The 25,110-nt window shown below is 37.0% G+C and carries 22 protein-coding genes; 9 read left to right on the forward strand and 13 right to left on the reverse strand.

Translation table 11 applies throughout. The features are described from left to right. Positions 1–77 precede the first annotated feature (77 nt). From XM47_RS04990 to XM47_RS05005, 4 genes are read right to left on the reverse strand one after another with little or no spacing between them, the layout of a single operon-like run. Complete coding sequence (locus tag XM47_RS04990; protein WP_149865452.1) at positions 78–1,049, reverse strand: DUF2333 family protein; 972 nt, start codon at positions 1,047–1,049, stop codon at positions 78–80. Positions 1,050–1,058: 9 nt separating this feature from the next. Beyond that, positions 1,059–1,511, reverse strand: coding sequence for a copper chaperone PCu(A)C (locus XM47_RS04995; protein WP_077066479.1), 453 nt, complete (start codon positions 1,509–1,511; stop codon positions 1,059–1,061). Positions 1,512–1,544: 33 nt separating this feature from the next. Next, a complete protein-coding gene (locus XM47_RS05000; RefSeq protein WP_048690395.1) occupies positions 1,545–3,176 on the reverse strand; it encodes a methyl-accepting chemotaxis protein in 1,632 nt (543 codons plus the stop codon). Positions 3,177–3,236: 60 nt separating this feature from the next. After that, a complete protein-coding gene (locus tag XM47_RS05005; protein ID WP_172656504.1) occupies positions 3,237–4,061 on the reverse strand; it encodes an HAD family acid phosphatase in 825 nt (274 codons plus the stop codon). Between the two features lie 242 nt (positions 4,062–4,303). On the opposite strand from XM47_RS05005, the gene XM47_RS05010 reads away from it, so the two are divergent. Then, positions 4,304–5,221 carry a manganese-dependent inorganic pyrophosphatase gene (locus XM47_RS05010; protein WP_048690398.1) on the forward strand — a complete coding sequence of 306 codons (918 nt, stop codon included), beginning with the start codon at positions 4,304–4,306 and terminating at the stop codon, positions 5,219–5,221. 125 nt (positions 5,222–5,346) lie between these two features. Then, positions 5,347–6,198 (forward strand): formyltetrahydrofolate deformylase, encoded by an 852-nt coding sequence (purU, locus tag XM47_RS05015; RefSeq protein ID WP_048690400.1) that lies wholly within the window; start codon positions 5,347–5,349, stop codon positions 6,196–6,198. A gap of 49 nt (positions 6,199–6,247) precedes the next feature. Here purU and XM47_RS05020 read toward each other — a convergent pair whose 3' ends face one another. Continuing rightward, positions 6,248–7,189: a sensor domain-containing diguanylate cyclase gene (locus XM47_RS05020; protein WP_048690402.1), complete on the reverse strand. Its 942-nt coding sequence runs from the start codon at positions 7,187–7,189 to the stop codon at positions 6,248–6,250. A 185-nt stretch (positions 7,190–7,374) separates the two neighbouring features. Between XM47_RS05020 and rsmE the strand changes: the two genes are divergently transcribed. Further along, positions 7,375–8,106: a 16S rRNA (uracil(1498)-N(3))-methyltransferase gene (rsmE, locus tag XM47_RS05025; protein ID WP_048690404.1), complete on the forward strand. Its 732-nt coding sequence runs from the start codon at positions 7,375–7,377 to the stop codon at positions 8,104–8,106. Between the two features lie 21 nt (positions 8,107–8,127). Beyond that, positions 8,128–8,544: a hypothetical protein gene (locus tag XM47_RS05030; RefSeq protein ID WP_048690406.1), complete on the forward strand. Its 417-nt coding sequence runs from the start codon at positions 8,128–8,130 to the stop codon at positions 8,542–8,544. Positions 8,545–8,559: 15 nt separating this feature from the next. Here XM47_RS05030 and XM47_RS05035 read toward each other — a convergent pair whose 3' ends face one another. The 4 genes from XM47_RS05035 to XM47_RS05050 all read right to left on the reverse strand — a co-directional run bounded on the left by XM47_RS05035 (position 8,560) and on the right by XM47_RS05050 (position 12,726). Continuing rightward, entirely contained in the window at positions 8,560–9,519 is a 960-nt protein-coding gene (locus XM47_RS05035) for a sulfite exporter TauE/SafE family protein (protein ID WP_048690408.1), read from the reverse strand. A gap of 21 nt (positions 9,520–9,540) precedes the next feature. After that, positions 9,541–9,963: a lysozyme inhibitor LprI family protein gene (locus XM47_RS05040; protein ID WP_048690410.1), complete on the reverse strand. Its 423-nt coding sequence runs from the start codon at positions 9,961–9,963 to the stop codon at positions 9,541–9,543. A 2-nt stretch (positions 9,964–9,965) separates the two neighbouring features. Then, a complete protein-coding gene (locus XM47_RS05045) occupies positions 9,966–11,138 on the reverse strand; it encodes an FAD-dependent monooxygenase (protein WP_048690411.1) in 1,173 nt (390 codons plus the stop codon). 76 nt (positions 11,139–11,214) lie between these two features. Continuing rightward, complete coding sequence (locus XM47_RS05050; protein WP_048690412.1) at positions 11,215–12,726, reverse strand: YifB family Mg chelatase-like AAA ATPase; 1,512 nt, start codon at positions 12,724–12,726, stop codon at positions 11,215–11,217. A 213-nt stretch (positions 12,727–12,939) separates the two neighbouring features. On the opposite strand from XM47_RS05050, the gene XM47_RS05055 reads away from it, so the two are divergent. From XM47_RS05055 to XM47_RS05075, 5 genes are all read left to right on the forward strand, one after another. Continuing rightward, complete coding sequence (locus XM47_RS05055) at positions 12,940–13,722, forward strand: TetR/AcrR family transcriptional regulator (protein ID WP_077066486.1); 783 nt, start codon at positions 12,940–12,942, stop codon at positions 13,720–13,722. A 39-nt stretch (positions 13,723–13,761) separates the two neighbouring features. Then, positions 13,762–16,107 carry an efflux RND transporter permease subunit gene (locus XM47_RS05060; RefSeq protein ID WP_048690415.1) on the forward strand — a complete coding sequence of 782 codons (2,346 nt, stop codon included), beginning with the start codon at positions 13,762–13,764 and terminating at the stop codon, positions 16,105–16,107. Further along, positions 16,073–16,879, forward strand: coding sequence for an outer membrane lipoprotein-sorting protein (locus tag XM47_RS05065; RefSeq protein WP_149865453.1), 807 nt, complete (start codon positions 16,073–16,075; stop codon positions 16,877–16,879). Before XM47_RS05060 ends, XM47_RS05065 begins: the two co-directional genes overlap by 35 nt. 91 nt (positions 16,880–16,970) lie before the next feature. Beyond that, positions 16,971–18,161 carry a hypothetical protein gene (locus tag XM47_RS05070; RefSeq protein WP_048690417.1) on the forward strand — a complete coding sequence of 397 codons (1,191 nt, stop codon included), beginning with the start codon at positions 16,971–16,973 and terminating at the stop codon, positions 18,159–18,161. 9 nt (positions 18,162–18,170) lie between these two features. Further along, complete coding sequence (locus XM47_RS05075; RefSeq protein ID WP_048690419.1) at positions 18,171–18,551, forward strand: hypothetical protein; 381 nt, start codon at positions 18,171–18,173, stop codon at positions 18,549–18,551. A gap of 96 nt (positions 18,552–18,647) precedes the next feature. Here the strand turns inward: XM47_RS05075 and XM47_RS05080 are convergent, their stop codons facing one another. From XM47_RS05080 to XM47_RS05095, 4 genes are all read right to left on the reverse strand, one after another. After that, a complete protein-coding gene (locus XM47_RS05080) occupies positions 18,648–20,819 on the reverse strand; it encodes a DUF6351 family protein (protein WP_053084514.1) in 2,172 nt (723 codons plus the stop codon). Between the two features lie 524 nt (positions 20,820–21,343). Continuing rightward, the gene (locus XM47_RS05085) at positions 21,344–23,254 is read right to left on the reverse strand and encodes a sensor histidine kinase (protein WP_048690421.1); all 1,911 of its coding nucleotides are present in this window, start codon (positions 23,252–23,254) and stop codon (positions 21,344–21,346) included. Then, positions 23,251–24,465, reverse strand: coding sequence for a sugar ABC transporter substrate-binding protein (locus tag XM47_RS05090; RefSeq protein ID WP_048690422.1), 1,215 nt, complete (start codon positions 24,463–24,465; stop codon positions 23,251–23,253). Before XM47_RS05090 ends, XM47_RS05085 begins: the two co-directional genes overlap by 4 nt. Positions 24,466–24,669: 204 nt before the next feature. Next, positions 24,670–24,996 (reverse strand): YebG family protein, encoded by a 327-nt coding sequence (locus XM47_RS05095; RefSeq protein ID WP_048690424.1) that lies wholly within the window; start codon positions 24,994–24,996, stop codon positions 24,670–24,672. Positions 24,997–25,110: the final 114 nt, after the last annotated feature.

Raw genomic sequence — 25,110 nt, forward strand, 5'->3', positions numbered from 1 at the left:
GTTAGTAATCTAGCTTTAGGCTAACCTGAGTCGTTAGCCTAAAGTATTTAGCTAGATTAAATAAGAAAGGGTTAAGTTTAACCTTGAGACAACAGCTCTCTTAATTCAATTAATGCGGCGTTTGCTCTAGAAACATAGTTAGCCATCACTAGGCTGTGATTAGCTAAAAACCCAAAGCCATCACCATTTAGTATCATAGGGCTCCAAACTGTTTCTTGTGTTGCCTCTAGCTCCCGGATAATTTGTTGTAAGCTCACCGTCGCATTTTTCTTAGCTAATACGCTGGCAAAATCTTTTTCGATGGCTTTCAAGAAATGCAATAAAGCCCAGCAGGTACCTCGTGCTTCAAAAAATACATCATCAATTTTCCACCAACTTGTTTTAACCATAGTTTGCATCGGAGTTATGGTAGATTGGTTTGCGTTTATATCACCAGCCAAATTGATATTGAGTGAATTTTTACCGACGCTCGAGCTTAGTTTTTGTGATGTTGAACCTAAGCGTTTCTCTACTTCTTTAAGCCAATCTTTGAGGTTATCTGCTCTTGAGTAAAATTGACCATCAGCTTGATTTTCATCTGTCAGTCGCGTTCTATATCGTTTTAAAGCATTTATCGCTTGTTGATATTCACCTTCTGCACTAGGCCAAGCCCAGCTGTAATGGTCTATGTTAAATTGAGGTTGAGCGACCTTTAAATCTATATCTTCTTGAGATTGGGATTGGGAGCGACTAAAGTCTTTTCTCATAGCAAGAGCAAGATCTCTTACTTGTTCTAATGCGCCAAACTCCCATGCAGGCATATTGTCCATGAATACAGAAGGCGGGAGTTTATCATTGGCTAAGTAGCCACCTGGTTTATTCAGTAAAGTTTCAGCAACAAATATCAGTGCGCTAGTCGTTGGATAGCCAGTCACTTCTTGATGTGGTTGTGCTATTTCAGTGATATCGACAATTTCTGGTTCAGAGCTCCACCATACTGAGATTATCCAAAACAGAATCAAAATCAATACTGTGGCTAAGCCACTCCATTGGGCAATTCTTGCATTCATAAAATATCCTTAGTGGTGACTGTGGTCACTATGCTTAGATGACGTTATATCTTTAATCTCAGCCATGACTTTATAAGCATTATTATCTTTGTCATGCAGCATAAATATAACACAATGCTCTTTTTGCCAGCCTGGGTTTAATTTAAAAAGCATTAGGTGCATGCCACCACTTTTTAACTCTACACTTTGATTGGCAGGTATGGTTAAGCTAGCTAATTTTTGCATCTTAGCCATTCCATTTTCCCAGTTGTGAGTATGAAATTCAGTTTTAATACTTTCGTCACTGCTTACTTTTGTTAGGTGAATGTCTTTGTTTGACGTGTTTTTTATCGTCATGTAAGCCGCGGTGTTAGCTTGACCTGGTGGGGTTGTTCTTACTACAGCATTTTCAAAAACTAAGCTTGCCTGTGCAGAAAACACACAGGCAAATGCCATGCTGAGGGCAAATATATATTTTTTCATCTAGTAAAATAAACTCGTTTATAAGTATTTTAATTATACCTTAAACATACCAGATGTTGCTTTAAGTTGCGCTGCTAAATCTGCTAATTCGTTACTAACTTGTGCTAACGAAGCTGAGCTTTGCTCTGTTTCTGAGGTTTTCTGATATATGTCGTCGGTGTGATGAACTATCTTATCAGCGAGGACAGATTGTTGTTCTGTCGTTTCTGCTATATGACTGTTCATCTCGCTTATTTGGTGGATTGTTTGGTTAATTGAAAACAGGCTTTCTCCCGCTTGGTTGGCAGTATCAACACACTCTTGGGCAGTCTCTGTACCAATAGCCATGGCTTGTACAGCAGAGTTAGACGCATTATGTAATTGTTCAATAGTTTCATTGATTTGTTTCGTCGACTCTTGCGTGCGAGAAGCGAGGGTTCTTACTTCATCTGCTACTACGGCAAAGCCTCGACCTTGTTCCCCGGCTCTAGCTGCTTCGATAGCCGCATTTAGCGCAAGTAAGTTTGTTTGTTCTGCAATAGAACGAATAACATCTAGTACAACGCCTACTTGCTCACAATCTTGTTTTAATTGTTCAATTACGCTCGCAGTTTGAGTGGAATTATCTGACATTTGTTGAATTTTTCGCACGGTTAAATCGACGACTTCTTTACCTTTAGTTGCCGCTTGAGTCGCTTGGTTGGTTGAGTCAGCTGCATTGGCTGCACTTTCGGCGACATCTTTAACAGATATTTGCATATCTTCTACAGAATGCTTGGTCTCTGATGCACTCTGTTTTTGTTTGAGTACTGTATCATTAGTTTGATCGGCTAAGGATTGGAGTTGATTAGCTAATTCAGCTAATGGTAATGAGGTATTTACTACTTTACGAATAACATCTTGGAGTTGATCCATAAAAGAGTTAAACCAAAAAACCAGCTGACCAATTTCATCATTTCGCTTTACTTTAATTCTAACGGTTAAATCGCCATTTTCTTCTGCAATATTTCTTAAGCTATTAATTACTTTAGTTAGATTCTTCTTAATACTGTTTGAAATTAAGATCGACGGCACTGCAAGTAATACTGTTACAACAACAAACATAAATATACCAATAGTGATAAGAGCTGAAGCTGTGTTACTTGAATCATCAATTGCGAGTCTAAAGTTTTCTTCACGTTTTGATTCAAAGTTTTGCATAGATGCTGCAAGCTCATCATAGATTTTATTTACTTTTTCAGCTCTTTGAGCAAGTGTTGAGAAATCCGCTGTGTTATTAACCATTTCATAGCTGATTGTCCGAGCGCCTGTGTAGTAAGCATCAAAGTTTTTTGTAAATGCCGTCGCATCGGCTCTAAATGCATTGTTAAATGTACCTAGTTTACTGATAGATTGTTTAAACTCTTCCGCAGATTTATCAGCTGATAAGATGGTATCTTCATCACCTGTGGTGACGGCACTGCTTAGCTTGTCTTTAATTTTTTCTAAACGAAACAAGTTATCTTTAGTCAGTTGCAGGCTGGGAAAGTGAACATCTCTCACTTCTTCTAAAATGCTGACATTACTTGAGGCTTTTCCATAGGTTAATAAGACATAAATTAAAAAACCAATAGCCCCTATCAATGGTATTAGGTATATCTTCATTGCTAAAGATAAAGATGATTTTGCGGGCGAGTTTTCTATCATTAATATTTACCTTTCTATTTATGTACTAATACTTTAGTTAAGTTATTGAAGGTTAACAAGTTAAAAACCTTTAAACACATTGTGGTATCCACTAATGGCTTTATTGATGTCTTTTGGCAGGGTATCACGCCAGCTGCCATAAACTGGATTTGGCAGCATAAACCATCGGCTACCCCACATATCATTGTATTGGTTAACAAATTTTTCTCTACCTAAATGTGGTGTTACGATAGATTTTGGAATCATTTGGTTTAAATCATCGCCAATGATCATCAAAATTCGATACCTTTGTGCAATAAAACTTCTGCGAGTTGATTGATCTGCATTCCAATCAGAATATTCGCCTCTAAAAAACATATGGTCTTTCGGAAATACGAGCGATAGTCTTTTTAGCATTTTTAAGGTTTGAGTTTTAATCGGGCAAGGGTCTCTGGGAGTTGGATAACAAATCCTGTCCGAAATTAAAAGCACAGTTACACCTAAGCTGGAAGCTTTTTCGATTAAGGTTTTTACGTAAGGTACAATTGGTGCTTTGCCATTTAATACCCACTTATGCCAATCTTTTAAGTTGTGTGCTTCACCATCTTGATGCAGTTCGCCATGGTATAACATGGTGCTAATTAAGCTGTCATCTAAGTCTAAAATGATTGCGTTTGGCAACTGAGCAATACCATTTTGATTAAATTGCTCAATTGCAGCTGTCCATTGATTATCAAATATAGCTTCTTGAAGCTGACTTGAAGCAGCTTTGAATGTTTGAGATAAAACCGCTTTATACTCTGCCGATTTTTGCATCCAAGCAATTGCGTACCCTCTTTCATCTGCATAAGACAGCTTAGGAAGTGTGAGTACACAAGCTATTATTAAAAAAATTAAACTGCGCATGATAATCATTCTGTTAGTGTTCCATTATTTAAGTATCGGCTATAAAGCTAAATTCTGAAACATTCAATCCGGTGTTAGGCTTATTATTTCAAGCTAGCTATACAGTTTCTTCGTATTCTTTAACTTTTCGTTTATTAATTCGCTAATATGCAGCAATAGTGCTAAATCATCTCTTCACTAAATCAGGATTTATTTGATAAGATCCAATTAGTATTCAATGATTTTAATAAAGAGCGAATAAAATGCCTATATATGTAGTGGGTCATAAGATCCCTGATTCAGATTCTATTTGCGGTGCGATTGCACTTGCACATTTAAAAAATGAGATTGGTGAACCAGCAATTGCGACTCGATTAGGCGACCCTTCGCCTGAAACTCAATTTATCTTAGATAAATTTGGTTTTGAAGCGCCTGAGTATAAAGAAAGCTACGCAGGAGAAGAGGTTTATATTGTTGATCATTCTGAATTAACTCAAGCACCAGATGATATAGAACAAGCGACTATTGTCGGTATTGTTGATCATCATAAATTAGGTGATTTAACGACATCAACGCCACTAGAATGCTGGATCCGTCCAGTCGGCTGCAGTAATACAGTTATCAAGATGATGTACGATTTTTACGGCGTTGAAATCCCTAAAAATATTGCAGGTATCATGATGTGTGCAATCTTAAGTGATACAGTTATTTTTAAATCACCAACTTGCACCACAGCTGATATTAAATGCGTTGAAGCGCTAGCTGAAATCGCTGGTATCTCTGATCCAAAAGAACTTGGTATGGAGATGTTTAGAGTAAAATCAGCAGTTGAAGGCACGCCAGTTCGTGACTTGGTTATGCGCGATTTCAAAGATTTTAATATGAACGGCAACTTAGTTGGTATTGGCCAATTAGAAGTGATCGACTTATCAGTATTTGATGAAATTAAAGCAGAGTTAGAAGCTGATTTGATCAAATTAAAAGAAGAAGGCAAGCGACACAGTGTCTTGCTATTGTTAACGGATATTATGAAAGAAGGTTCAGAACTTCTGATTGCAAGTGATGATGTTGCTGTAATAGAAAAAGCCTTTGATAAATCTGCTGATAATAAAGTATGGTTAGACGGTGTCTTAAGCCGTAAAAAGCAAGTGGTTCCACCACTACAAGAAGTGTTTGCATAAGATAAATTCTTAAAAAATGGAACATAAGAAGCCAAGCCTAAATGCTTGGCTTTTTTATATTGATTTTAAATATTGCTCCAAAATCAGCGTAACGCTAAGCATAAATACTAGGTTGAATAGCACCCATGAAAAGTTATCGATTAATGATAGACTGCCCTGACCAAGTTGGGATTGTTGCTGCGGTTAGTCAGTTCTTGGCAGAAAAAAATGCTTCTATTGTTGAAGCAAATCACCACACGGATAGAGATGCCAAATGGTTTTTTATGCGTCACGAAATTCAAGCAGATTCAATTTCTTTAAGTTTAGACGAGTTTAAAACGGCTTTTGCTGTTTTAGCTGAACAATTTAATATGAATTGGCGGGTAGTGGATTCGAGTACAAAACAGAATGTCGTTTTGCTAGCAAGCCGAGAGTCTCATTGTTTGGCTGACTTGCTACACAGATGGCATAGTGGGGAGTTAGACTGCAATATAGTTGCTGTTATTGCTAACCATGACCATTTACGTCAAATGGTTCAGTGGCATGGTATTCCTTACCATCATGTGATTTTTGATAAAGAAAATAAGCAAGTCGCATTCGATGAAATTAAAGAGTTAGTTCATCAATATAGCGCTGATACTATAGTGCTTGCTCGCTTTATGCAGATATTTCCAGATGAATTATGTCAAGAATTTGCAGGCAGAGTGATTAATATCCATCATAGTTTCTTACCTTCATTTGCTGGGGCTAAACCATATCATCAAGCGCATCAAAGAGGCGTTAAATTGATAGGGGCTACATGTCATTATGTTACTGCTGAGCTTGATGCTGGACCTATCATAGATCAAGAAATTGTCAGAATTAGCCACAGAGATACAGTTGAAGATATGGTACGAAAGGGTAAAGACTGTGAAAAGTCGGCACTTGCCAGAGGCTTAAGAAATCATATCGAAGACAGAGTTACCATTATTGGTAATAAAACAGTGGTATTTGATTAATTTTGTTTTAAGGTTTAGATAGTCGAGGCTATCTAAACCTCTGCGAAGCTTATCTAAATCGCGCATGAATGACTTTGCTTTCAGGTTTGTTGATCGTGAAAGTATTTCTGCCCTCGTTTTTAGCTTGATACAAAGCTGCATCTGCGATTTTGAGGATATCTTTTGGCGTTTGATTTATTTCAGGTGTCCCTAAATAAGCGCCCATCGTAATACTGACATGCTCGCTTACCAGAGAGTAATTGTGTGGAATGGCTAATGACTCGACTTCATGTAAGCAATTATTGAGTAAAACCTCTAACCTAGCGTCATCAATATCTTGTAATAGTAGAATAAATTCATCTCCACCATACCGAGCAACTAAATCAGATTTTCGCTGCACTATTTTACTGAGTGCTTCCGCGACTTTAGCTAGGCATTCATCTCCGGCAACATGGCCGTATTGGTCGTTGAATGGTTTAAAATAATCAACATCAATTACCACTAGTGCGATTTGTTGCTTACTTCTTTGAGCTATCTCAAGGTTGTAGTGAAAGCTGTTATCAAAATATCTGCGGTTTTTTATATGTGTTAGGCAATCGTGAGTTGATAGGTGTTCTAACTCTGTATTTAATTGCTTGATTTGCTCTTGAGCTTGCTTATTTTCGGTGATATCCCTACTTATTCCAACTAAAGCGACGACCTCATTGGCTTTGTTTCGGTAGGGATATTTTATTGTATCAAATAAAACTTCTTTGCCGTTCGGATATTGGCACCATTCCTCAACTCTTTGAGTTTTTCCATCATTAAAGAGTTTATCGTCCCATTGCCGGAACCAGTCTGAAATTTTTTTATCTTGGAAAATATCTTGATCAGTCCGGCCAATTATTTGGTTTTGTTCAAGTCCAACAAACTCGCAGAAAGCTTGATTGCAAGCAATGTATTCAAACTTTTGGTTTTTAACAAATACGAGGTCATCGATTGAATTTACTATGTTTTTTAAGAGTGAATCCATACTCTTCAAGTCCATTTTGAATTAAGTTTTAATTTAAATTGATTAATTTATCGTCTAAAAATATTCTATTATCTAAATCTTTTTAGTGCAATTATTTATCTATATATAATTGTTTTTGTTAAACTAAAGCTAAATATATTGCTAGCACATTTGTCTAGTCTAAATAGCTTACTATAGTTGAATTTATGAGAATACCTAGAATTTATTATTCTGAAGCAATAGAGGTTGCTACCCCTATTGTACTTGATGCCGATGCAAGCAACCATTTATCAAGGGTTTTAAGGCTACAAGAAGAGCACCCCGTGGTGGTTTTTAATGGTGACGGCTTTAATTATCAAACAGAGATTTTAAAAGTATCTAGGAAAGCGGTTGAGCTTAAAGTGTTAGATAAACAGCTTAATGATTCAGAATCTAAGCTTGCGATCCATCTCGGCCAAGTTATTTCTCGTGGCGACAGAATGGATTTTACGATTCAAAAATCAGTTGAGCTTGGTGTTACCGAAATAACACCATTAATTAGTGAGCGTTGTGGTGTTAAGTTAAATCAAGAAAGATTTGATAAAAAACTAGAGCAATGGCAAAAGATTGTCCATTCTGCTTGTGAGCAAAGTGGACGCAGTTTTGTCCCCAAGGTAAATCCTATTATGTCGTTAGAGGCATGGTTAACTCAAGAGTACCAAGGTACTCGCATTAACTTACATCCCAAAGCTGAGATTGGGTTTAAGCAATTAAAGATAGATAATCAAAATGCGCAATTGCTAATTGGGCCTGAAGGTGGATTATCTGAGTTAGAGATTACTCAGGCTAGAGAAAGTGGCTTTACCGATGTGTTAATGGGGCCAAGAGTTTTACGAACTGAAACCGCTGCGCTTAGTGCCTTGAGTATGCTGCAGTGTATGCACGGGGACCTAGGCTAAAGCAACAAAGGGTACGATAGCATGGAAATGCAAATACAATATCGAAGAGGCTATAAATATCAATTAGCGCAAACATTCAGGCTACAAACAGAGATTAAACCGGATAGTGCTATTCAGTCTGAGTTTATCTCACTTGACTTAACTGGACTCCTTACCCTAAATGCTGGATATGCTTGGGATGGTGTATCTGGTACTGTAGTTGATACCAATAAAAATTTGCGGGCTTCACTGGTTCACGATGCCTTGTACCAACTTATTCGCCAAAATTATTTATCTTTAATTCCCTATAGAAATCAAGCAGATTTGCTGTTTAAGGCTATCTTAATTGAAGATGGAACTTGGCGCTGGCTTGCAAATATTTATTATCACTTATTGAATAAACATGGTCTTTCGGCTGCCGATCCTGAAAATAAAAAATTGGTTTATGTTGCGCCTTAACTAAGTTCAGGTTATTTATAATTTTTTATGATGTCTGCGTTTATTTTGCTGATGCAAATTAATGAAAATTGTGGCTAAAACTAATAGGCTAGAGATGATTAGAGTTAAATTGAAAGCGAGTGGCAATTTGGCGATAAACACAGTCGTGGATAACTCGAAAATAATAATTATATAAATTAATTTTCTTAAAATGCTTTCTCTAATGATTAGTAAAATCCAAGCGCCAAACGGAGCACCTATAGCAACCACAAGTGCGGCAGCCCACCAACTATTAATCACAAACTCAGAAAGTTGTACTGGTTTAAGGTAGAGTAACCAAGCAGATGCATTTAATGCATTAAATGCCATCAATAACACAGTGGTCGGGATCGCTTGCTTAAGTGGGTATTTTAGGATGAATACCAGCATAAAAAACATGACGACATCAGAGCCAGAACCTATGCTGGCAGACAAAAAACTACCTATTACAGAGCTCAATATTAAAAGTGGCACCTTGTTTTCTAGAGGGTGTTTTTTTTGCTGGACTGAATGCTGGCACAACCAAATAACACAAGCGGTTAATAGAATAAATTCACTAAATGCAAATTTAATCCAGTCATTATTATGAAGCCCTGAATATAAAGTGGCAGGGATAACAACACAGGATAGGGGTAAGCAATAAACTAGTGGGCGCCATAAAATAACAGCTCGACGGCTAATTAAGAACAAGCTAGCGAAACTCATACCAACGGACTGAATTAATAAACTAAAATATTTTGAATCTAAGGCATTGATATCCAGAACTTTAGTGAATACTGGAAAAGCAACAGCGCCGCCCCCTAAGGGAGTGACACCAGCAACAAAAGAGCCAAAAATCATAGTTAAAGCAGAGGGCCAGTAGTCGTTAAATAAGGTTTGAACTGGTAGAGGTTTACTGGCTAATCCCCAAAAAATCACAAAACCGATTAAAGCAATTGGGTATAAGTAAATACGCATATCAGGCTGGATGAGCTCGGATTAAGATTTTTCTGTTTTAAGTTGTTTAATTCTTTCTAAAGTCTTATCTATTTTGCAAATACGGAATTGATTTGCGGCATCGCCTTTAGTTTGATTTTCAAAAAATACACTTCTGCACTGAGACTCAATAAATTTTTGGTAGAAGCTATTTGCCTTTTTATATTCATACAAACCGGATTCATTGCCTGTTTTTTCCGCTATTAACTCTAATTTTTCTTGGGTTTGGTATATCCAAGCTTTTAAATCTCGTTCGACGCGCTTCATGGTTTCATCTAAACAAATAGAATACTGAGTTTCTGTTTGAGTTGAAGTTTTGCATTCCGCGATTAGTTTAGCTGTGTCCGGATGTGAGTAATCAGCATAAGCGGGTATACTCACAATACAGAATAAGAAGGATAGGACGCTAATAATACCTTTAAACACTTTTAGAACTCTCCAGATGCAGCAGATAAAATTAATTTTTTTATTAGTTTAGTATGGTTTACCAGATCTAATGTTTTATTTCTTAACCACTTTATAGCAGGTTGATTTGTATTGAAACTAAAATAAGTTAAATCCATCATAGCGCTCATTGATTGAACATCTAAATTTCGTTTCCTGCAATAACTCATCCAGTTGGTATTAGTTTGTAATTGACTTAGATTTTCCTTGTGGCTTTTTATTAAGTCTACACAAGCAGCTAAATCTCTAATGCCCAAGTTAACACCTTGCCCAGCGAGTGGGTGGATCGTATGGGCAGCATCACCAAGTAAGATAACGCCACGATCAACAGGTTGCATTATGCTCATCTTGGTCAGCGGAAAATGTCCTGATTTTATTAATTTAAAGTCAGCAATGCGGTGAGAAAATAACGTTTTTAATTCGGACTCTTGCTGGAGCAATGTCAGTTGGTTCAATGTTTCTAGCTGTCGTTTTTCTTTATACAAAATTAAACTGGCATATTGATTTTGTAAAGGAAGGTAAGCTATGGCTTGGTTGTTAGAAAATGACTGCCAAGTATGGTTAAAATTAGATTCCTGATCTGACATTTTTACCGTTGCGCTATAACAGCTTTGTGGGTATTGCCAGCCATGTTTGGCAAATTTCAATAATGTGCGTGTTTTTGAGTTTGCGCCATCTGTTGCAATAATTAGTTTGGTTTTAACTTGGCTATCGTTTGCAAAGCGAATTTCCCATAAATTTTGATTAAATTCTATGCTACAAATATCAGCGATTATAAAAGGCAGGGTATTTTGAGTTAGTGCAGCTTGCTGTAGCTGGCTATTCTCCACGAAACAGCCTAGGTAATCACTTTTTATAACGTCAGCGTCAAAAACACACTGGCTAGCTGATTTTTCATCGACACTTAGTTTGTCGTAGTAGTTAATCCTATCTGTAGATAAAGCTTGCCAGATGTTTTGTTCAGTTAGCCATTTTATAGAGCCTTTGCTGATAGAGGAAACCCTTAATTCAGGTTCATCTTTATCAAGTGACGAAAAGTCAGGTTGAGATTTGTCGATTAATAACCCATTTAATTCTGGATCTGACAGTGCTGCAGCGGCGCAAGCACCGACCATACCTGCACCTATAATGACAAAGTCATAAATTTTGTTAGACATAATTCAACCAGCTTAAAAATATGATGTTGATATTTTACCATAGCTAAATTTGTGAATAGCTGTGTTTAATCAAATTTTATCGTTTTAAACTCAGTAACAGTCTATCCATAGCTCTGTAGCTAAGTGCTTGTGCTAAATGACTTCTATCTATTTGACTGGCGTGTTTTAAATCCGCTATCGTGCGGGATACTTTTAAGATCCTGTGATAAGCCCTTATTGATAAACCTAGTTTATCAATTGCAGTTTCTAAAAAATCGGCATCTTGATTCGTTAGGTGACAATATTGTTTTAGCTCAGAATTACTGAGTTTATGATTAAGCTTTCCTTGGCGCTGTAATTGGATATTTCTTGCTTCTATGACTCTATTCCTAATCTCTAGGCTAGATTCAGATTTTGCTTGAGATTGTAAACTACCTTTCGGTAATCTCGCTACCTCAATTTGGATATCGATTCTGTCTAGAAATGGACCAGAAAGTTTGCTCAAATACCTTAGCATTTGATCTGGTGTTGAACGCATTTGCTCATCGTTATAATGGCCGCAAGGTGACGGGTTAAGTGCGGCTACCAGTTGAAACTGAGCGGGAAAGTCTACCTGCCTGGCAGCCCGACTTATGGTCACTTTCCCAGATTCAAGTGGCTCTCTTAAAACTTCTAATACTTTTCTGTCAAATTCTGGCAGTTCATCTAAAAATAACACACCATTGTGGGCAAGAGATATTTCACCCGGCTTAGGGTTACTTGAACCACCAACTAGTGCGACTGCTGAGCAGGTATGGTGAGGGGACCTGAATGGTCTTTGCGACCAGTTTTGAATGCTCGAATTTCTACCTGAGATAGAGTGTACCGCTGCAGTTTCTAACGATTCAGCCTCATCCATTTGCGGTAAAATACTTGGTAGCCTTTCTGCCAACATGGTTTTTCCAGTTCCTGGTGGGCCTAACATTAATAAATGATGTCCTCCAGCTGCGACAATTTCTAAAGCTTGTTTGGCGTGAGGTTGACCAACCACATCAGACATATCGGGATATTGGTCATAATGTTCAGTTAAAGGTTCGGCGGTTGCGAATGGTAGCGATTTTTGTCCGGTTAAATGGTGATACACATTTAATAAATTATCTGCTCCAATTACTTTAGCCGCATTGATATGGCTTGCTATATTAGCGTTTTCTGTTGGTAATATGCAGCTTCTGTCTTGTGCCTTACAGGCAATGGTCAAAGGAATTTCACCTATAATCGTTCTTAGCTCACCTGATAACGCCAATTCACCAGCAAATTCAAAACCTGAAAGTTGCTCTAAAGGGATTTGACCGCTTGCAGCTAAAATACCAATCGCGATAGGAAGATCGAATCTACCTCCTTCTTTGGGAAGATCGGCTGGTGCTAGGTTGACAGTTATTTTTTTATCTGGAAATTCAAAGTGGCTATTAATAATTGCACTGCGGACTCTATCTCTGGATTCTTTAACGGATGCTTCTGGTAGACCAACAATATTAAAGCTGGGTAAGCCGTTAGATATGTGAGTTTCAACTATGACGAGTGGCGCATCTATCGCAATACGAGCTCGGCTATATACAGTGGCTAATGTCATAAATCCTTTATCCTAAGCTGCTAATTATAGTTATCAATTCCCTCTATAAATAAAAGCTTAAGAGTCGAATTATAGAAACGCCAACTTTTTATAACTTTTTTTGCGAATATTTTTTTACTTAATCTAAAAATTAACTGTTTTTTGGTGAAAAAACTGCCTAAAATGACGTTTAGTATAAAAATGACGGTTTGTTTATTTTATAAGGACTCGATTTTGGGACTCTGGCTAAAAAATCTAAAGCAGAAAAAGAACGAATCGGTTGCTGTAGCAACTGACTTATCCAAGAAAGAAACTAAATGGCAAGAGCGAGAAAAAGAGCTCATTCATACAGCTCATGAATTAGTCGATTTACATGGGTTTGCTAATTTAACTATGGATAAGCTGGTTGACGCTTCTGTATTTTCTAAGGGAACTATCTACAAACATTTTTCCAGTAAAGAGGACTTACTTGTCGCTTTGGGGATTCATTCTATTAGTCTTAATCTCGAATTGATGAACAAGGCTTTAAATTATGATGGTTGTAGCCGAGAAAAAGCATTGGCATTGCATTTTGCTTATCAATTATTTGGGCGATTGGAACCTGCTTTGTTCTCTTGTGTGCTATCAACTAAAAGTCCGGCAGTGGTAGAAAAAGCATCTGCAGAGCGATTAGCTTTGTTTTTTCAAAAAGAACAAGAAATAGCACAGATCTGTGACACTATATTTCGTCAAGGCATTGCCGATAAAAGCTTAGCGCTAGCCAACTCATTATCAATTGAGCAGGTGTCTTTTGCTAGTTGGTCTTTTTCATTTGGTACCAATTTATTATTAAATAATGCGGGTGAGTGTCATGGCGTATCTAGAATAAGCAACCATAATGTATTACTAACTAACATAAATTTATTATTTGATGGTATGAATTGGCAACCTTTATCAACTAACTTTGATTATCAAACTACTTGGCGAAATTTAGAGTTATATTTTTCTGAGTATATAGAGTTAGTGAGTAAAGGTTAGTTTGGACATAACAATATTTCAGTTGAGAAGGAAGATGAAATGAAAAACCGTTTCTTACACTTAATTGTGGCTAAGCCGTGGTTAGTGTTGCTTGTTGGTATTTTAGCTGTCGTAGCCTTGAGCTATGGCGGAAAAAATCTCTACTTTAGAGGAGATTATAAAATCTTTTTTGGGGACGATAACCCTCAATTGCAAGCATTTGAATCTATGCAAAAAACTTTTAGCAAAAATGATAATGTTTCAATCGTTGTCGAACCAAAGAGCGGTTCGGTGTTTAACAAAGAAACATTAGAATTGATTGCTAAAATTACTGAAGATGCTTGGCAAACGCCTTTTTCTTTAAGAGTGGACTCTTTAACTAACTATCAACATACAGAAGCCGAAGAGGATGACTTAATCGTTGACTATTTAGTTTCTGAATTTTCGGATGTTGAAATTACGGACGAAATGATTGAAAAAACCAAGCGAGTCTCTCTTGCGGAGCCATTATTAGTTAATCGAACCATATCCCCTTCCGGTCACGTGTCTATGGTTAACATTACGGTGCAATTGCCGGATAAGTTAGACCAAACACAAGATGTTGTAGAGATAGCTGCTTTTGTTAGAGAAATTGTGAGTAAGTATCAAGCCGAATACCCTGAGGTTAATTTCTATTTAACAGGAGTTATTATGATGAATAATAGCTTTGTTGAAGAATCTCAAGGTGACATGGCTAGTTTGATTCCAGCTATGTTTTTAGCCGTCTTAATTATGTTGAGTATATTACTCAGGTCGGTTTTGGCGACAGTTGCCACCCTGATTATTATTGTTACTTCTATCTCTGCAACTATGGGCTTTTCTGGTTGGTTAGGTATGTATTTGTCTACCGCTACTATATCAGTGCCAACTATAGTCATGACGTTAGCTGTAGCTGACTGTGTGCATATTATATCTTCATATTATTACAACCTCAGACAAGGTATGTCTAACGATCAAGCCATTGAACAAGCTTTAGAAATTAACTTCTCGCCAGTTCTAATTACAAGTGCAACTACAGCGATTGGCTTCTTAACTTTTAACTTCTCTGATGTACCACCACTTAGAGACTTAGGTAATTTAGTCGCCTTCGGTGTCATGCTGGCTTTTGTGCTCGCGATTACTATTTTGCCTGCTTTTCTTAAATTACTTCCAATTAAAGTTAAAAAAAGAGATGACTCTAATTTTGGCAAAATGGAACAATTTGCCGAGTGGCTTATTAAGAATAGAAAGCTAGTTTTACCTGCTAGCACTTTAGTGATTATTTGTGTTGCTGCGCTAGTTCCTTTAAATAAAGTGAATGATGTTCCGACTGAATACTTTGCTGAAGATATACAGTTTAGGTATGACTCTGATTTTATGGATGAACATTTACTTGGTGTCACCATGATAGATTTTGCCTTAGATACTCAAGAAGCGAGTGGCATTAATAACCCTGAATTCTTGGCTGTGGTTAGTGAGTTTACTGATTGGTTAAGAGCCAAAGACGAAGTGGACCATGTTATAAGTTTAAGCGATACCTTTAAACGCTTGAATAAGAATATGAATGGCGATGATCCTGAGGAGTACAAGTTACCAGAGCAACAAGATTTAGCGGCTCAATTTTTACTCATGTATGAAATGTCTCTGCCTTATGGTTTAGATTTAAACAATCAAATCAACCTAGATAAATCCAGCTTAAGGATTACAGTTACGCTTGATAATATTGGTTCAGGTGAAATTGTTGCGATGGAAAGAGATGTACAAAACTGGTTTGCAGATAGATCGCCTAATACAAAAGTAACAGCGGCAAGCCCTTCATTAATGTTTGCCCATATTGGTGAGCGCAATATGCAAAGTATGTTGACTGGTAGCTCATTAGCAATTGTCTTGATATCTGGATTGCTTATTTTTGCTTTGAGATCTTTAAAGTTAGGCATTATAAGCTTATTACCAAATTTAGCTCCTGCAGCAATGGGCTTTGGTTTATGGGCATTATACTCAGGTAGTATTAATTTAGGTCTGTCTATCGTAACGAGTATGTGTTTAGGTATAGTAGTAGATGATACAGTTCATTTTTTAAGTAAATATAAAAGGGCACGAGTGTTAGGAAAAAATGCTGAAGATGCTGTCCGATATGCATTTGCTAGTGTGGGCAAAGCATTATGGATTACAACTTTAGTCTTATTTACTGGCTTTATGGTCTTGGCTCAATCATCTTTCTCATTAAATGGAGATATGGGACTCTTAACTGCTACCATTATCTTACTTGCGCTCGCTGTCGACTTCCTATTTTTGCCGGCATTCTTATTATTAGTAGATAAAAAAGTTTATAAAATTGATGGAGAATCAGAATATGTTGAAGCAAATCAAGCCTCTACAGTGGCTTAATTTAGGCCTCCTTTGTACTAGTCTCGCAATTAGCTCGATTGCAATTGCACAGACTCCTGAAGAGAAAGGTTTAGCGATAGCTAAAGAACGAAAGCTCAGAGATAAAGGCTGGGGGGATACAGAAAGCGCAACTAAAATGGTGTTGAGAAATGCTGAAGGTGAAGAAAGCATACGAAAAATGCGTTTGAAAGCGCTTGAAGTTCAGGGGGATGGTGATAAAGGCTTGACCATTTTTGATGAACCAAGAGATGTGAAAGGCACAGCATTTTTGAATTTTTCGCATATACATGAAGCTGATGACCAATGGCTGTATTTACCCGCTTTAAAGCGTGTTAAGCGTATTTCTTCAAGAAATAAATCTGGTCCTTTTATGGGAAGTGAGTTTTCTTATGAAGATTTAGCATCATTTGAAGTGGAAAAATACACATATAAGCTTTTGCGTGAAGAGGTTGTTCATGGCGAAAACTCTTGGGTAATTGAAACTATACCGACAGATAAATTCTCCGGTTACAGTAAACAAATTATATGGATTGATCAGTCTGAATATAGAGTTCAAAAAATCGACTTTTATGACAGAAAAAAATCTTTGATGAAAACCTTAAGTTTTCTTAACTATCGCCAATACCTTAATAAATATTGGCGGGCAAATACTATGAGTATGGTAAATCATCAAACTAACAAGAGTACCGACTTAATTACTGAGTCAGTTGAATTTAGAGTGGGTTTATCTGACAACGACTTTAACAAAAATAGCTTAAAACGTTTAAGGTAGTTCGCTTTAGTACCAATCAATATGATTGGTACTTGAATTTGCTTATTATGGGTAGGTAAATTCAAGTACCATTTAGTCAAAGGATAAGGTTTTGAAAAACTCTCAATTTGCACTTTTAACTAGTTTACTTGTCGCATCTCATAGCTGGGCGGGTGAACTCGACTTTAGTGGCTATATTGGCGCGGATGGTCGTTATTTTGGTTCTGCTAGCCAAGATATTCGCCAAATAGACAAACAAACTTCAATTTATATCGAACCTGAGCTTTATTGGGAAACCGATGATAGAAACAACGCATTTACTTTTAAACCTTTCTATCGTTATGACAGTGAAGACGATGAAAGAACTCATTTCGATATCAGGGAGCTTTATTGGTTACATGTCGGAAACGACTGGGAGTTTAGAGCGGGTATCAATAAAGTCTTTTGGGGCGTCACAGAAACATCTCATTTAGTTGATATTGTTAATCAAACGGATTCTGTTGAGTCTTTTGATGGAGAAGAGAAATTAGGCCAGCCAATGGTGCAATTTTCTTTTATCAAAGACTGGGGGGTATTGGACTTGTTTGTTTTACCCGGCTTTAGAGAAAGATCTTTCCCAGGTGTAAATGGACGGTTACGTGGTGGGTTTGCGATTAATAATGATAAACCTTTATACCAATCATCGGACGAAGATAAGCATATCGATTTTGCGGCTAAGTGGAGCCAAACTTATGATGACTTAGATCTCGCATTAAGTTGGTTTAAAGGGACATCTAGAGATCCCGAGTTTATTCCTAATCAAACGAATACAGAGCTAACGCCTTATTATGTGCAAATTGAACAAATTGGAGCCGTTTTACAATACATAGATGAATCTTGGCTCTGGAAGTTAGAGGCAATTAATCGAACTGGCGATTTAATTACTGACTACAATGCCGCCGTTGCTGGCTTTGAATATACCTTTATTGGAATTGCAGATTCAGCTCAAGATATAGGTTTAGTTGTTGAGTACCAGTGGGATGAAAGAGGGACTAAACATTTAGTCGCTGGCCAAAATGACATTGCGATTGCAGCTCGGTTTGTGATGAATGATATAGACTCTTCAGAAATTTTAGCTGGAATAACACAAGATTTAGATTTCTCTGGTAGCCGCTCTTTATTTGTTGAAGCAAGTACTCGCATTGGCGAATCGACAAAAGTTGCATTAGACATGTTTTTATTTACCGCAGATGATACTCGAGACATAAGTTATCAATTGATTAATGATGATTTTATTCAGCTGTCTGCTGAATGGTATTTTTAAGGTTTTAGGATGAAAGCTGGCTATAAAATCGAGGTTGCTAGTAAACGGATCGAAGTTAAGGTTTGGGGTGCTTGGGACTTTGAATTGACTAAAACTTTTTACCGAGAAGTCAAACAAGCAGCTCAACCTCTGAGCAAATCTCCTTGGTTGATAGTTATAGACTTTTTCGAGTGGGAGTTAGCTACTCCCGAAAGTTTTCCTTTGATAGCGCAATTCTCTGAATGGGCAGGGCAAAATAATTTAGCCGATAGAGTTGTGGTTGCTCAAGATGGGATGAAATTAAGCATTTTGAAGGACGCATTTGGTAAATTGTCTAAGGTTCCAACTCTTTATTGTGAGAACTTAAACCAAGTGCAAGCTTCATCAAATATTCAGCATTATTTTGATTAAGTAAAAAGCAGCGTATATAAATCGGCTTGTAATCTCTAATTTAACCTCGAAAATACAGGATTTAGCGCCTGTTTTAGCAACAAGCGCACTAACCTATCAGAGTTTTGATAATAAATTTTTAGGCATAGCAGCATCACCTTTAGTATAATCACAAACCCCTTTCGGAAATATTTTATCAAGTTCTGTTTTATACTGACTTATGTTTACTTTACCATAGATCCCCGATTTTATAGCTGACTCTACACTAACCTTGGCACATTCAAACACAGCACCAGACCATGGTCCTCCAGCTTGAATTCGGCTATTGGAGTAGATTTTAAACTGACTGCTACATTGACCATTGGGTTGTTGATTCCAATCACCATCCCATACTGTCGAACCTTGAGCTATGGTATTACCTTTCGCATCAAAGCATTTATCTGTTGCGGCAATCGGCTTAGCTTGCGTAATATTTTTACCTGCTTTGATATTTAACAACCAAGTATCCATAGTTTCAAAAGCTTGCACAACAGGAGAGTAGTTTTCATCTGCAACCCAAATAACCTGATTATCATAATCGCCGTTGAAATCTTTAATTCTCAACCTTGCACTGAAAGAGGCTGATACATGATGCATATCTAGGTTATCTTCTAAGTAATGCCTCACATCTAAAATCGGTATATCGCTTTTACCTAGAAAAACTTGACCATAGCGATAAGCTTTTTCGACAGCAAGTTTATCTGTCGGCTTTCTTGGAGCGATCCCATTATGGCTTTGGGCTGAATTTGTCGTGGAGTTATGATTACCCCATAGAGATAGCCATATTTTTATGTTGCTGAAAGGTATAGTGGTTATTTTTTCTTTTTCAAATTCATGGTTCTCTCGCCAACCTCCAACTTTTTTATTTAAATCTATAAATTGTTCTATGGTGATTTGTTCATTTTTTAGGGCTTGTAAACCATATTGAACACCTTCATTCCCCCATACATCTCGAGCAAATCCGTGTTCATCTTTTCCATAAACATTAACTAAATCTTGCCAATGGCTCCAGTGGACATGTTGCTTAAGTTCATTGGTTACATAATTTCTTAGCCATCCTTGCCTAGGGTTATGAATGAAGGCATATAGGCCAAACCAACCATTAATGCACTCACTATTTCCTTTTGGATAACTCGGTGCTTGGGCTTTTAAAATTTGGTTAATAGGTTGAAAAAAGGCACCTTTATGCGGTTCTGCATTTTTAGCATTGAGGCCATCTACATGTACTCTATTATCCCAATTTTGCCAGTATTCCTGATCGTTACTATTAAAGCTGTAGTAGCTATTCAGTAAGTCGCAATCTAGAGCGTAAAGGGTTTGAGAAACCATATCAGGGTAAGAATACAGCGGGATAGCTCCATCAATTAGCCCCGGCGCATTTTGTGCCATAATATATTGAGCCAAGCCGCCACCAGAGCCACCGACACCGACAGTATAGCTAGGCTCTTGATATAAGCTGATAAAGTGCTTTTTTAGTCTTCTAGCTGTATCTTCAGACAGCAACATATTGTAGGTGTAACTAGTCCTATTGGCACCTGATGTGACAACTGCATAGCCAGATTTTAGTTGTTCTACTCTGCGTTCAATTAATTTTTCCGGCTTCATTGAACCTTGTCTAAAACCTATGCCTGCGCCACCAGTAAATTGGTAAATTAGTTTATTATTCCATTGTGATTTAGCTAGCCTGCTGCCTATTTCTGAAGGTGTGATAGGCATACTTATTAAATAAATATACCTATGAATGACACCGTATTCAGTTCTAATTAATTGATCTTTTTCACCAATTATTTGATCGGTGTAGAGTTCAATCTGATTGTTCTCTTTTATGATATGGTACTGCAAGCCAGTTTGAATAGAGCAATCTTTGCTATAGCCAATGATATTGCCGCGTTTTTCTCTATCGCTACCTTCGCGAAAGACTGGCATTCCCCAACCATTTTGGTTATCGACTATGGGCTGGCCAAATCCTGAGTCTTCAGTCATACATATAAACGGATATTGTAAGCTGCCTGAAAAAAGTGGTGTAATTGGGCCTATATCATCCATTTTTATTGGATATGGATAATTGTCTATGGGCCTAGGGGTGTTTGCAATATGATCATTAGGGTGAATTAAATAACTGTCTTGCATAGGTGCAAGTGACGATATTATTTTGGGGTTAGTGGCTTCTATTGAAATAAAAGCAGCGGTCAAACCGACACAAAAACTAATTAATATAGCGCTCCCTGCCACACGTTTAAGACTTATCATGGCAATCACTCCAAGAAGATTGGAAAAGAATCTACTTCTTTAAGTCTAGAAAGAGTTGGAGCGAATGCCAGTTTTTAGTTATTAATTAAACCGAATATGGATATTTAATTACTTTCTATACCCTATTTTTCTTTATCATAGCCGAAGCTAGCTAGAGCTAAATCAATATAAATAGCGATAATCAGCTGGAGATAAAAGCCATTTAGGCAAGGCAAGTTAGCGCAGGCATAGTGGTTCTATGCCAAGCCAAATTAACGCAGAATAAATGGCTTTTAGCCCAGCCTTTCAGGAGCCTCACAGACAGCTCACTTCTGTGTTGTATCATTTTGAAAGGTGCCTACATTCCTGCAATGATACGCCTTGAATTGAACTGTCTGTGATGACTCTGATACTCGCAATTTATATTGATTTAGCTCTATGACGTACGCGAATTCATCTTATTCTAAAAAATATTATCCTAGAATAGGGTTATCAATAATTTATTTTCAATATATTAGCTTGTAGCTTGACCAAGCTCAGGTTGGTTATTTCAGGGGGATATATATTTCGAAAACCAAACCAGAAGGTTTTGCATGAAAAGCTTTTATTTCTCCTTTTAAAGCTTGAGTGGTGAGGTTGTGAACTATATTCAAACCGAGTCCTGTATTGTTATTTTTATTTAGGTGGTCATAAAATGGAGCAAATAAGTTGTCGAGTAGCTTATCACTAACACCCGAACCATTATCTTTAAAAAGAATGACCAAGCGATTCGCTATTTTACTAAATTCAATGACTATCTGGTTGTTTTCGCTATGGTTGAATGCATGTCTAACCGCATTCAGTATTAGGTGTGAGATGATTTGGGCAAGTGCACCGGATTGGCTATAGATTTCCAGTTTTTCCTCTCCTGAAATGGTAACTGATATTTGTTGTTTTTCTAGTTCAAGTTTAAGGGTTTGCAGTACATCTATGAGTAGGTTTTTGACATTAAATATTCTAGGGTTTTCACTTTCTGCTGAAACCGCAACGGATTTAAAGTTTTGAATAAGCTCACTTGCTCTACCTAAATTTTTCTCGACTAGCAGGCTGCACTCAGAGATTTGTTTAATAAATCCATCTAACTCAGATTTGGTTAAACTGGCATTATTGAATTTATTATTGAGTTGTTTTATTTGTTCAGTCAGCATACTTGAGGCCGTTATGCTTACCCCTACAGGTGTATTTACTTCATGTGCTATTCCAGCTAAAAGCTGACCGAGCAAAGACATTTTTTCAGATTCAATTAACTGACTTTGAGTTTGCTTTAATTGTGCTAAGGTAACTGATAGTTCATCAACCGCTTGTTTTAACTCTACCGTTCTTTGCTCAACTCTGGTTTCTAACTCTTGTTGGTCTTTGTTGATTCGTTGAGCCATTTTATACAGAACGTAAACTATGGATTGTATTTCTATAAAATTTAACTTAACTTTTTGTGGTCTTAAGTTACCCGCGGCATAGGTTTGGACCAAATCAGATAGCGCCTTAAGTGGCTTAGTGATTAACCCTGAAATAAAAATACTTAGTCCGAGTACAATAGATAAAAATAAAATCGTGATAATAATGTACTCGTGTTGTAAATCTGAGACGGAAGCAAATGCCGCCGCTTTATCTATGGAATATTTGAGCTTTAAATCTGTATTATTTTTATCAAATGAGAGCCTAGACTCGACAGATATTCTGTCTTTTGGGGTGCTAATACTACTAATTAATGGCTGTGTCTTATATGTGATTTGATCCAGTAAAACGAGTGGGGTTACTGATTGAATGTCTTTGTATAGACTTTCAAGTGGAATGATAGCGACAAGTAAACCAGTTAATTTTGCATTGTCATCCACGGTTTGTGTTTCGGATAAAATTAAAGGCGCAATAAAAATAAGAGATTGTTCACTCTTGATATCAATTGAATTTTTTTCGTAAATTTTTCTTTCTTCTATCAGCATTTGGGGAGTATCCAAAATATGGCTAGAAAACTGAGCCTTATATCCTTGTTGGATGCTATCTTGAAATTGTTGATTGAGCTCATTATGGTCAATTAGTTCAGCTGCTAGTGGGGAGGCTTCAATCGCTCTTAAATTAGTGTCGACTAGTAACACGCTGGTCGCTAGTTGTGATTGGTTGCGTATGCTGTTTAATTTCAACCTTGCTCTAAAACCAAAAATACCCGTATGTGCGGCAAGTGCAACATTCGTATCGGTTGACGCTTGTTCTAGGGCTAAGCTCAGTTGCTTTATTTTAAAATAAATTTCAGCTTTTGCCGATTGAGTTTGCGCTTGTAATTTTTCTACCTCAACTTCTTTATTTATTTGTCTAAATTGACTCAACAGGTAGCTAGAAATGAGTAATGCAGGCAATACTGAAATCGCTATCAAAACCAACAGTAAAGTCGTTTTGAGGTGTGATTTCTTAAAAAGTCTCATTGCAGCCTCGTGTTGGTTAATTTTTGCATTTCATACTCAGCTGTCGATTGCATGTACTCGGCTGTTTGGTGGGCTGATAAGGTGCCATTTAAATAAAGGTTTAACCCTTTTGCCATCGCATTCCAAGATGAAACAACGGCTTTACTTGGTTTCAGTTTTTTACTCACTTCTAATTGGCTAATTAATGCTTTCCAGTTTTCATCTGCTTCATTGAGAATTTCTGCTTGGATGAGTTTATGACTTGGGAATACATGTAATTCAGTTGAAATTCTTCTCATAACCTTTTCGGATTGGAGATATTTTGCGAGTTCAACCAGGTGAGGGCGATTTGTGTTAGATAAGGATTGAGCAGGAAATGCAATCGTTAACGCGCCACTTAATGAGCTAACTTTATGCTGATGTATAGTCGGCAAGGGAGCTATGCCAAAGTTATTGCCTAGCCTTTTTCGGGTTTGTTCGAATTCCCAATCACCATTAATAGAATAAGCGTATTTACCTTGAAAAAAATGCAAGCTAGGGCAGTCATAAGTACAACTTTGAGGTACTTTAAGTGTTTGCTGCAATTGTTTGTAAAACTTCAAGGTATTTACCATTTCGGCTGTATTTAGCGTCGGTTTATCCAGTTTTAATGTTTCCCCCCCCATACCGTGTAAAAAAGCGATAAACCAGTACATTTCAGAATACTTGATAGCTAGAGGCTTAATGTTTTGTTGTAATAATTTGGGGGTTTGCTTGAGTAACTCTTGCCAATTCGATGCTGGTCGATTGATATAACTTTTATTGTAAAACAGTACTAGATGATTACCTGTATATAGGGGAATACCGAGTAGTTCTTGGTTTTTGACATACTCAAGGCTTGAAGCGGTAAGTTGAGGAGAGAGGATGTCTTCAGACACCACGGATAGCTCGAACAAGTCTCGGTAACCTAAATTATCAGATGAAAACATCACAACTTCTGGAGCTTGTTTTGAATATACTGCCTTGACTATGGCTGTTTTCAGTTCTTCGGTTGGGAATACAGATATTTGAATTTTTATATTTGAGTGTGTTTGATTGAAGTCATCAATAATACTTTGCCAAAATAACTCACTATTATTACTGTGCCAAAATTGGATTATCTTGCGTTCTTCGGCATAGCTTGAGGTTACTAAAATTAAACTAATAATTAAAATAACTCGAGTTAAATGACTCCGGTAGTGGGTAAGCTGCATTGATGTCGCCATTATTTCTTAACGCATATATTGAATGTATTCCTTATTCGTTTAAATATAGAACAGATTCTGTTGATATGAATAAAGTTTGAAAAAATAAGACGAAAATAACATTATCGTTGAGCGTTCGTTAACCTAATTTTAATTAACTCATTTAGGTTAACGAAACGACTTTCTAATGCATTTGAAGCTAACTTAATAGAATTAAGCCGTTTTATTTATAGGGGTAACTTTTTTGGCTTTGGGCTTGGTTTCTGCATCATCTTGCTCTTTGTTGACTGGCTCAGCAAAATCAATTTTGGTTAAGTTTTCTACTTTACCCTTAAATGCAAGCGTAAACTGTTCTTTGTTACGCGAAATTAGGCGGCCAATGTCGTCAAGTTGTTGATCAGATAAACCAGAAACATTTTCGCCAACTGCCGCAGAAATAGCTTCGGCTAATTCAAGCATTTGATCATAGATATCTGCATCTTTTTTATTTGTAAACATTTTCCCATCTCTATCACATTGCCAAAGTGGTTTAACTGCCATTTTGTGTACCTTTTAAAATAAGCTTAAATTTCCACCTTATTGTGTACGTATATACAGTGTTTTTCAAGTTTATATTTCAAATATATGAAAATAATCACTGAAAAAGCAGACAAG

The sequence above is a fragment of the Catenovulum maritimum genome (assembly GCF_001050375.1).
Taxonomy (GTDB): domain Bacteria; phylum Pseudomonadota; class Gammaproteobacteria; order Enterobacterales; family Alteromonadaceae; genus Catenovulum; species Catenovulum maritimum.

What these genes read in the sequence shown, in the direction of transcription:
- XM47_RS05080 (WP_053084514.1), bottom strand. Translation starts at nt 20,819, where the DNA reads ATGATAAGTCTTAAACGTGTGGCAGGGAGCGCTATATTAATTAGTTTT.
- XM47_RS05005 (WP_172656504.1), bottom strand. Translation starts at nt 4,061, where the DNA reads ATGCGCAGTTTAATTTTTTTAATAATAGCTTGTGTACTCACACTTCCT.
- XM47_RS05010 (WP_048690398.1), top strand. Translation starts at nt 4,304, where the DNA reads ATGCCTATATATGTAGTGGGTCATAAGATCCCTGATTCAGATTCTATT.
- XM47_RS05050 (WP_048690412.1), bottom strand. Translation starts at nt 12,726, where the DNA reads ATGACATTAGCCACTGTATATAGCCGAGCTCGTATTGCGATAGATGCG.
- XM47_RS05075 (WP_048690419.1), top strand. Translation starts at nt 18,171, where the DNA reads ATGAAAGCTGGCTATAAAATCGAGGTTGCTAGTAAACGGATCGAAGTT.
- purU (WP_048690400.1), top strand. Translation starts at nt 5,347, where the DNA reads ATGAAAAGTTATCGATTAATGATAGACTGCCCTGACCAAGTTGGGATT.
- XM47_RS05060 (WP_048690415.1), top strand. Translation starts at nt 13,762, where the DNA reads ATGAAAAACCGTTTCTTACACTTAATTGTGGCTAAGCCGTGGTTAGTG.
- XM47_RS05085 (WP_048690421.1), bottom strand. Translation starts at nt 23,254, where the DNA reads ATGAGACTTTTTAAGAAATCACACCTCAAAACGACTTTACTGTTGGTT.
- XM47_RS05035 (WP_048690408.1), bottom strand. Translation starts at nt 9,519, where the DNA reads ATGCGTATTTACTTATACCCAATTGCTTTAATCGGTTTTGTGATTTTT.
- XM47_RS05045 (WP_048690411.1), bottom strand. Translation starts at nt 11,138, where the DNA reads ATGTCTAACAAAATTTATGACTTTGTCATTATAGGTGCAGGTATGGTC.
- XM47_RS05090 (WP_048690422.1), bottom strand. Translation starts at nt 24,465, where the DNA reads ATGCAGCTTACCCACTACCGGAGTCATTTAACTCGAGTTATTTTAATT.
- XM47_RS05000 (WP_048690395.1), bottom strand. Translation starts at nt 3,176, where the DNA reads ATGATAGAAAACTCGCCCGCAAAATCATCTTTATCTTTAGCAATGAAG.
- XM47_RS04995 (WP_077066479.1), bottom strand. Translation starts at nt 1,511, where the DNA reads ATGAAAAAATATATATTTGCCCTCAGCATGGCATTTGCCTGTGTGTTT.
- XM47_RS04990 (WP_149865452.1), bottom strand. Translation starts at nt 1,049, where the DNA reads ATGAATGCAAGAATTGCCCAATGGAGTGGCTTAGCCACAGTATTGATT.
- XM47_RS05020 (WP_048690402.1), bottom strand. Translation starts at nt 7,189, where the DNA reads ATGGATTCACTCTTAAAAAACATAGTAAATTCAATCGATGACCTCGTA.
- XM47_RS05095 (WP_048690424.1), bottom strand. Translation starts at nt 24,996, where the DNA reads ATGGCAGTTAAACCACTTTGGCAATGTGATAGAGATGGGAAAATGTTT.
- XM47_RS05065 (WP_149865453.1), top strand. Translation starts at nt 16,073, where the DNA reads ATGTTGAAGCAAATCAAGCCTCTACAGTGGCTTAATTTAGGCCTCCTT.
- XM47_RS05030 (WP_048690406.1), top strand. Translation starts at nt 8,128, where the DNA reads ATGGAAATGCAAATACAATATCGAAGAGGCTATAAATATCAATTAGCG.
- rsmE (WP_048690404.1), top strand. Translation starts at nt 7,375, where the DNA reads ATGAGAATACCTAGAATTTATTATTCTGAAGCAATAGAGGTTGCTACC.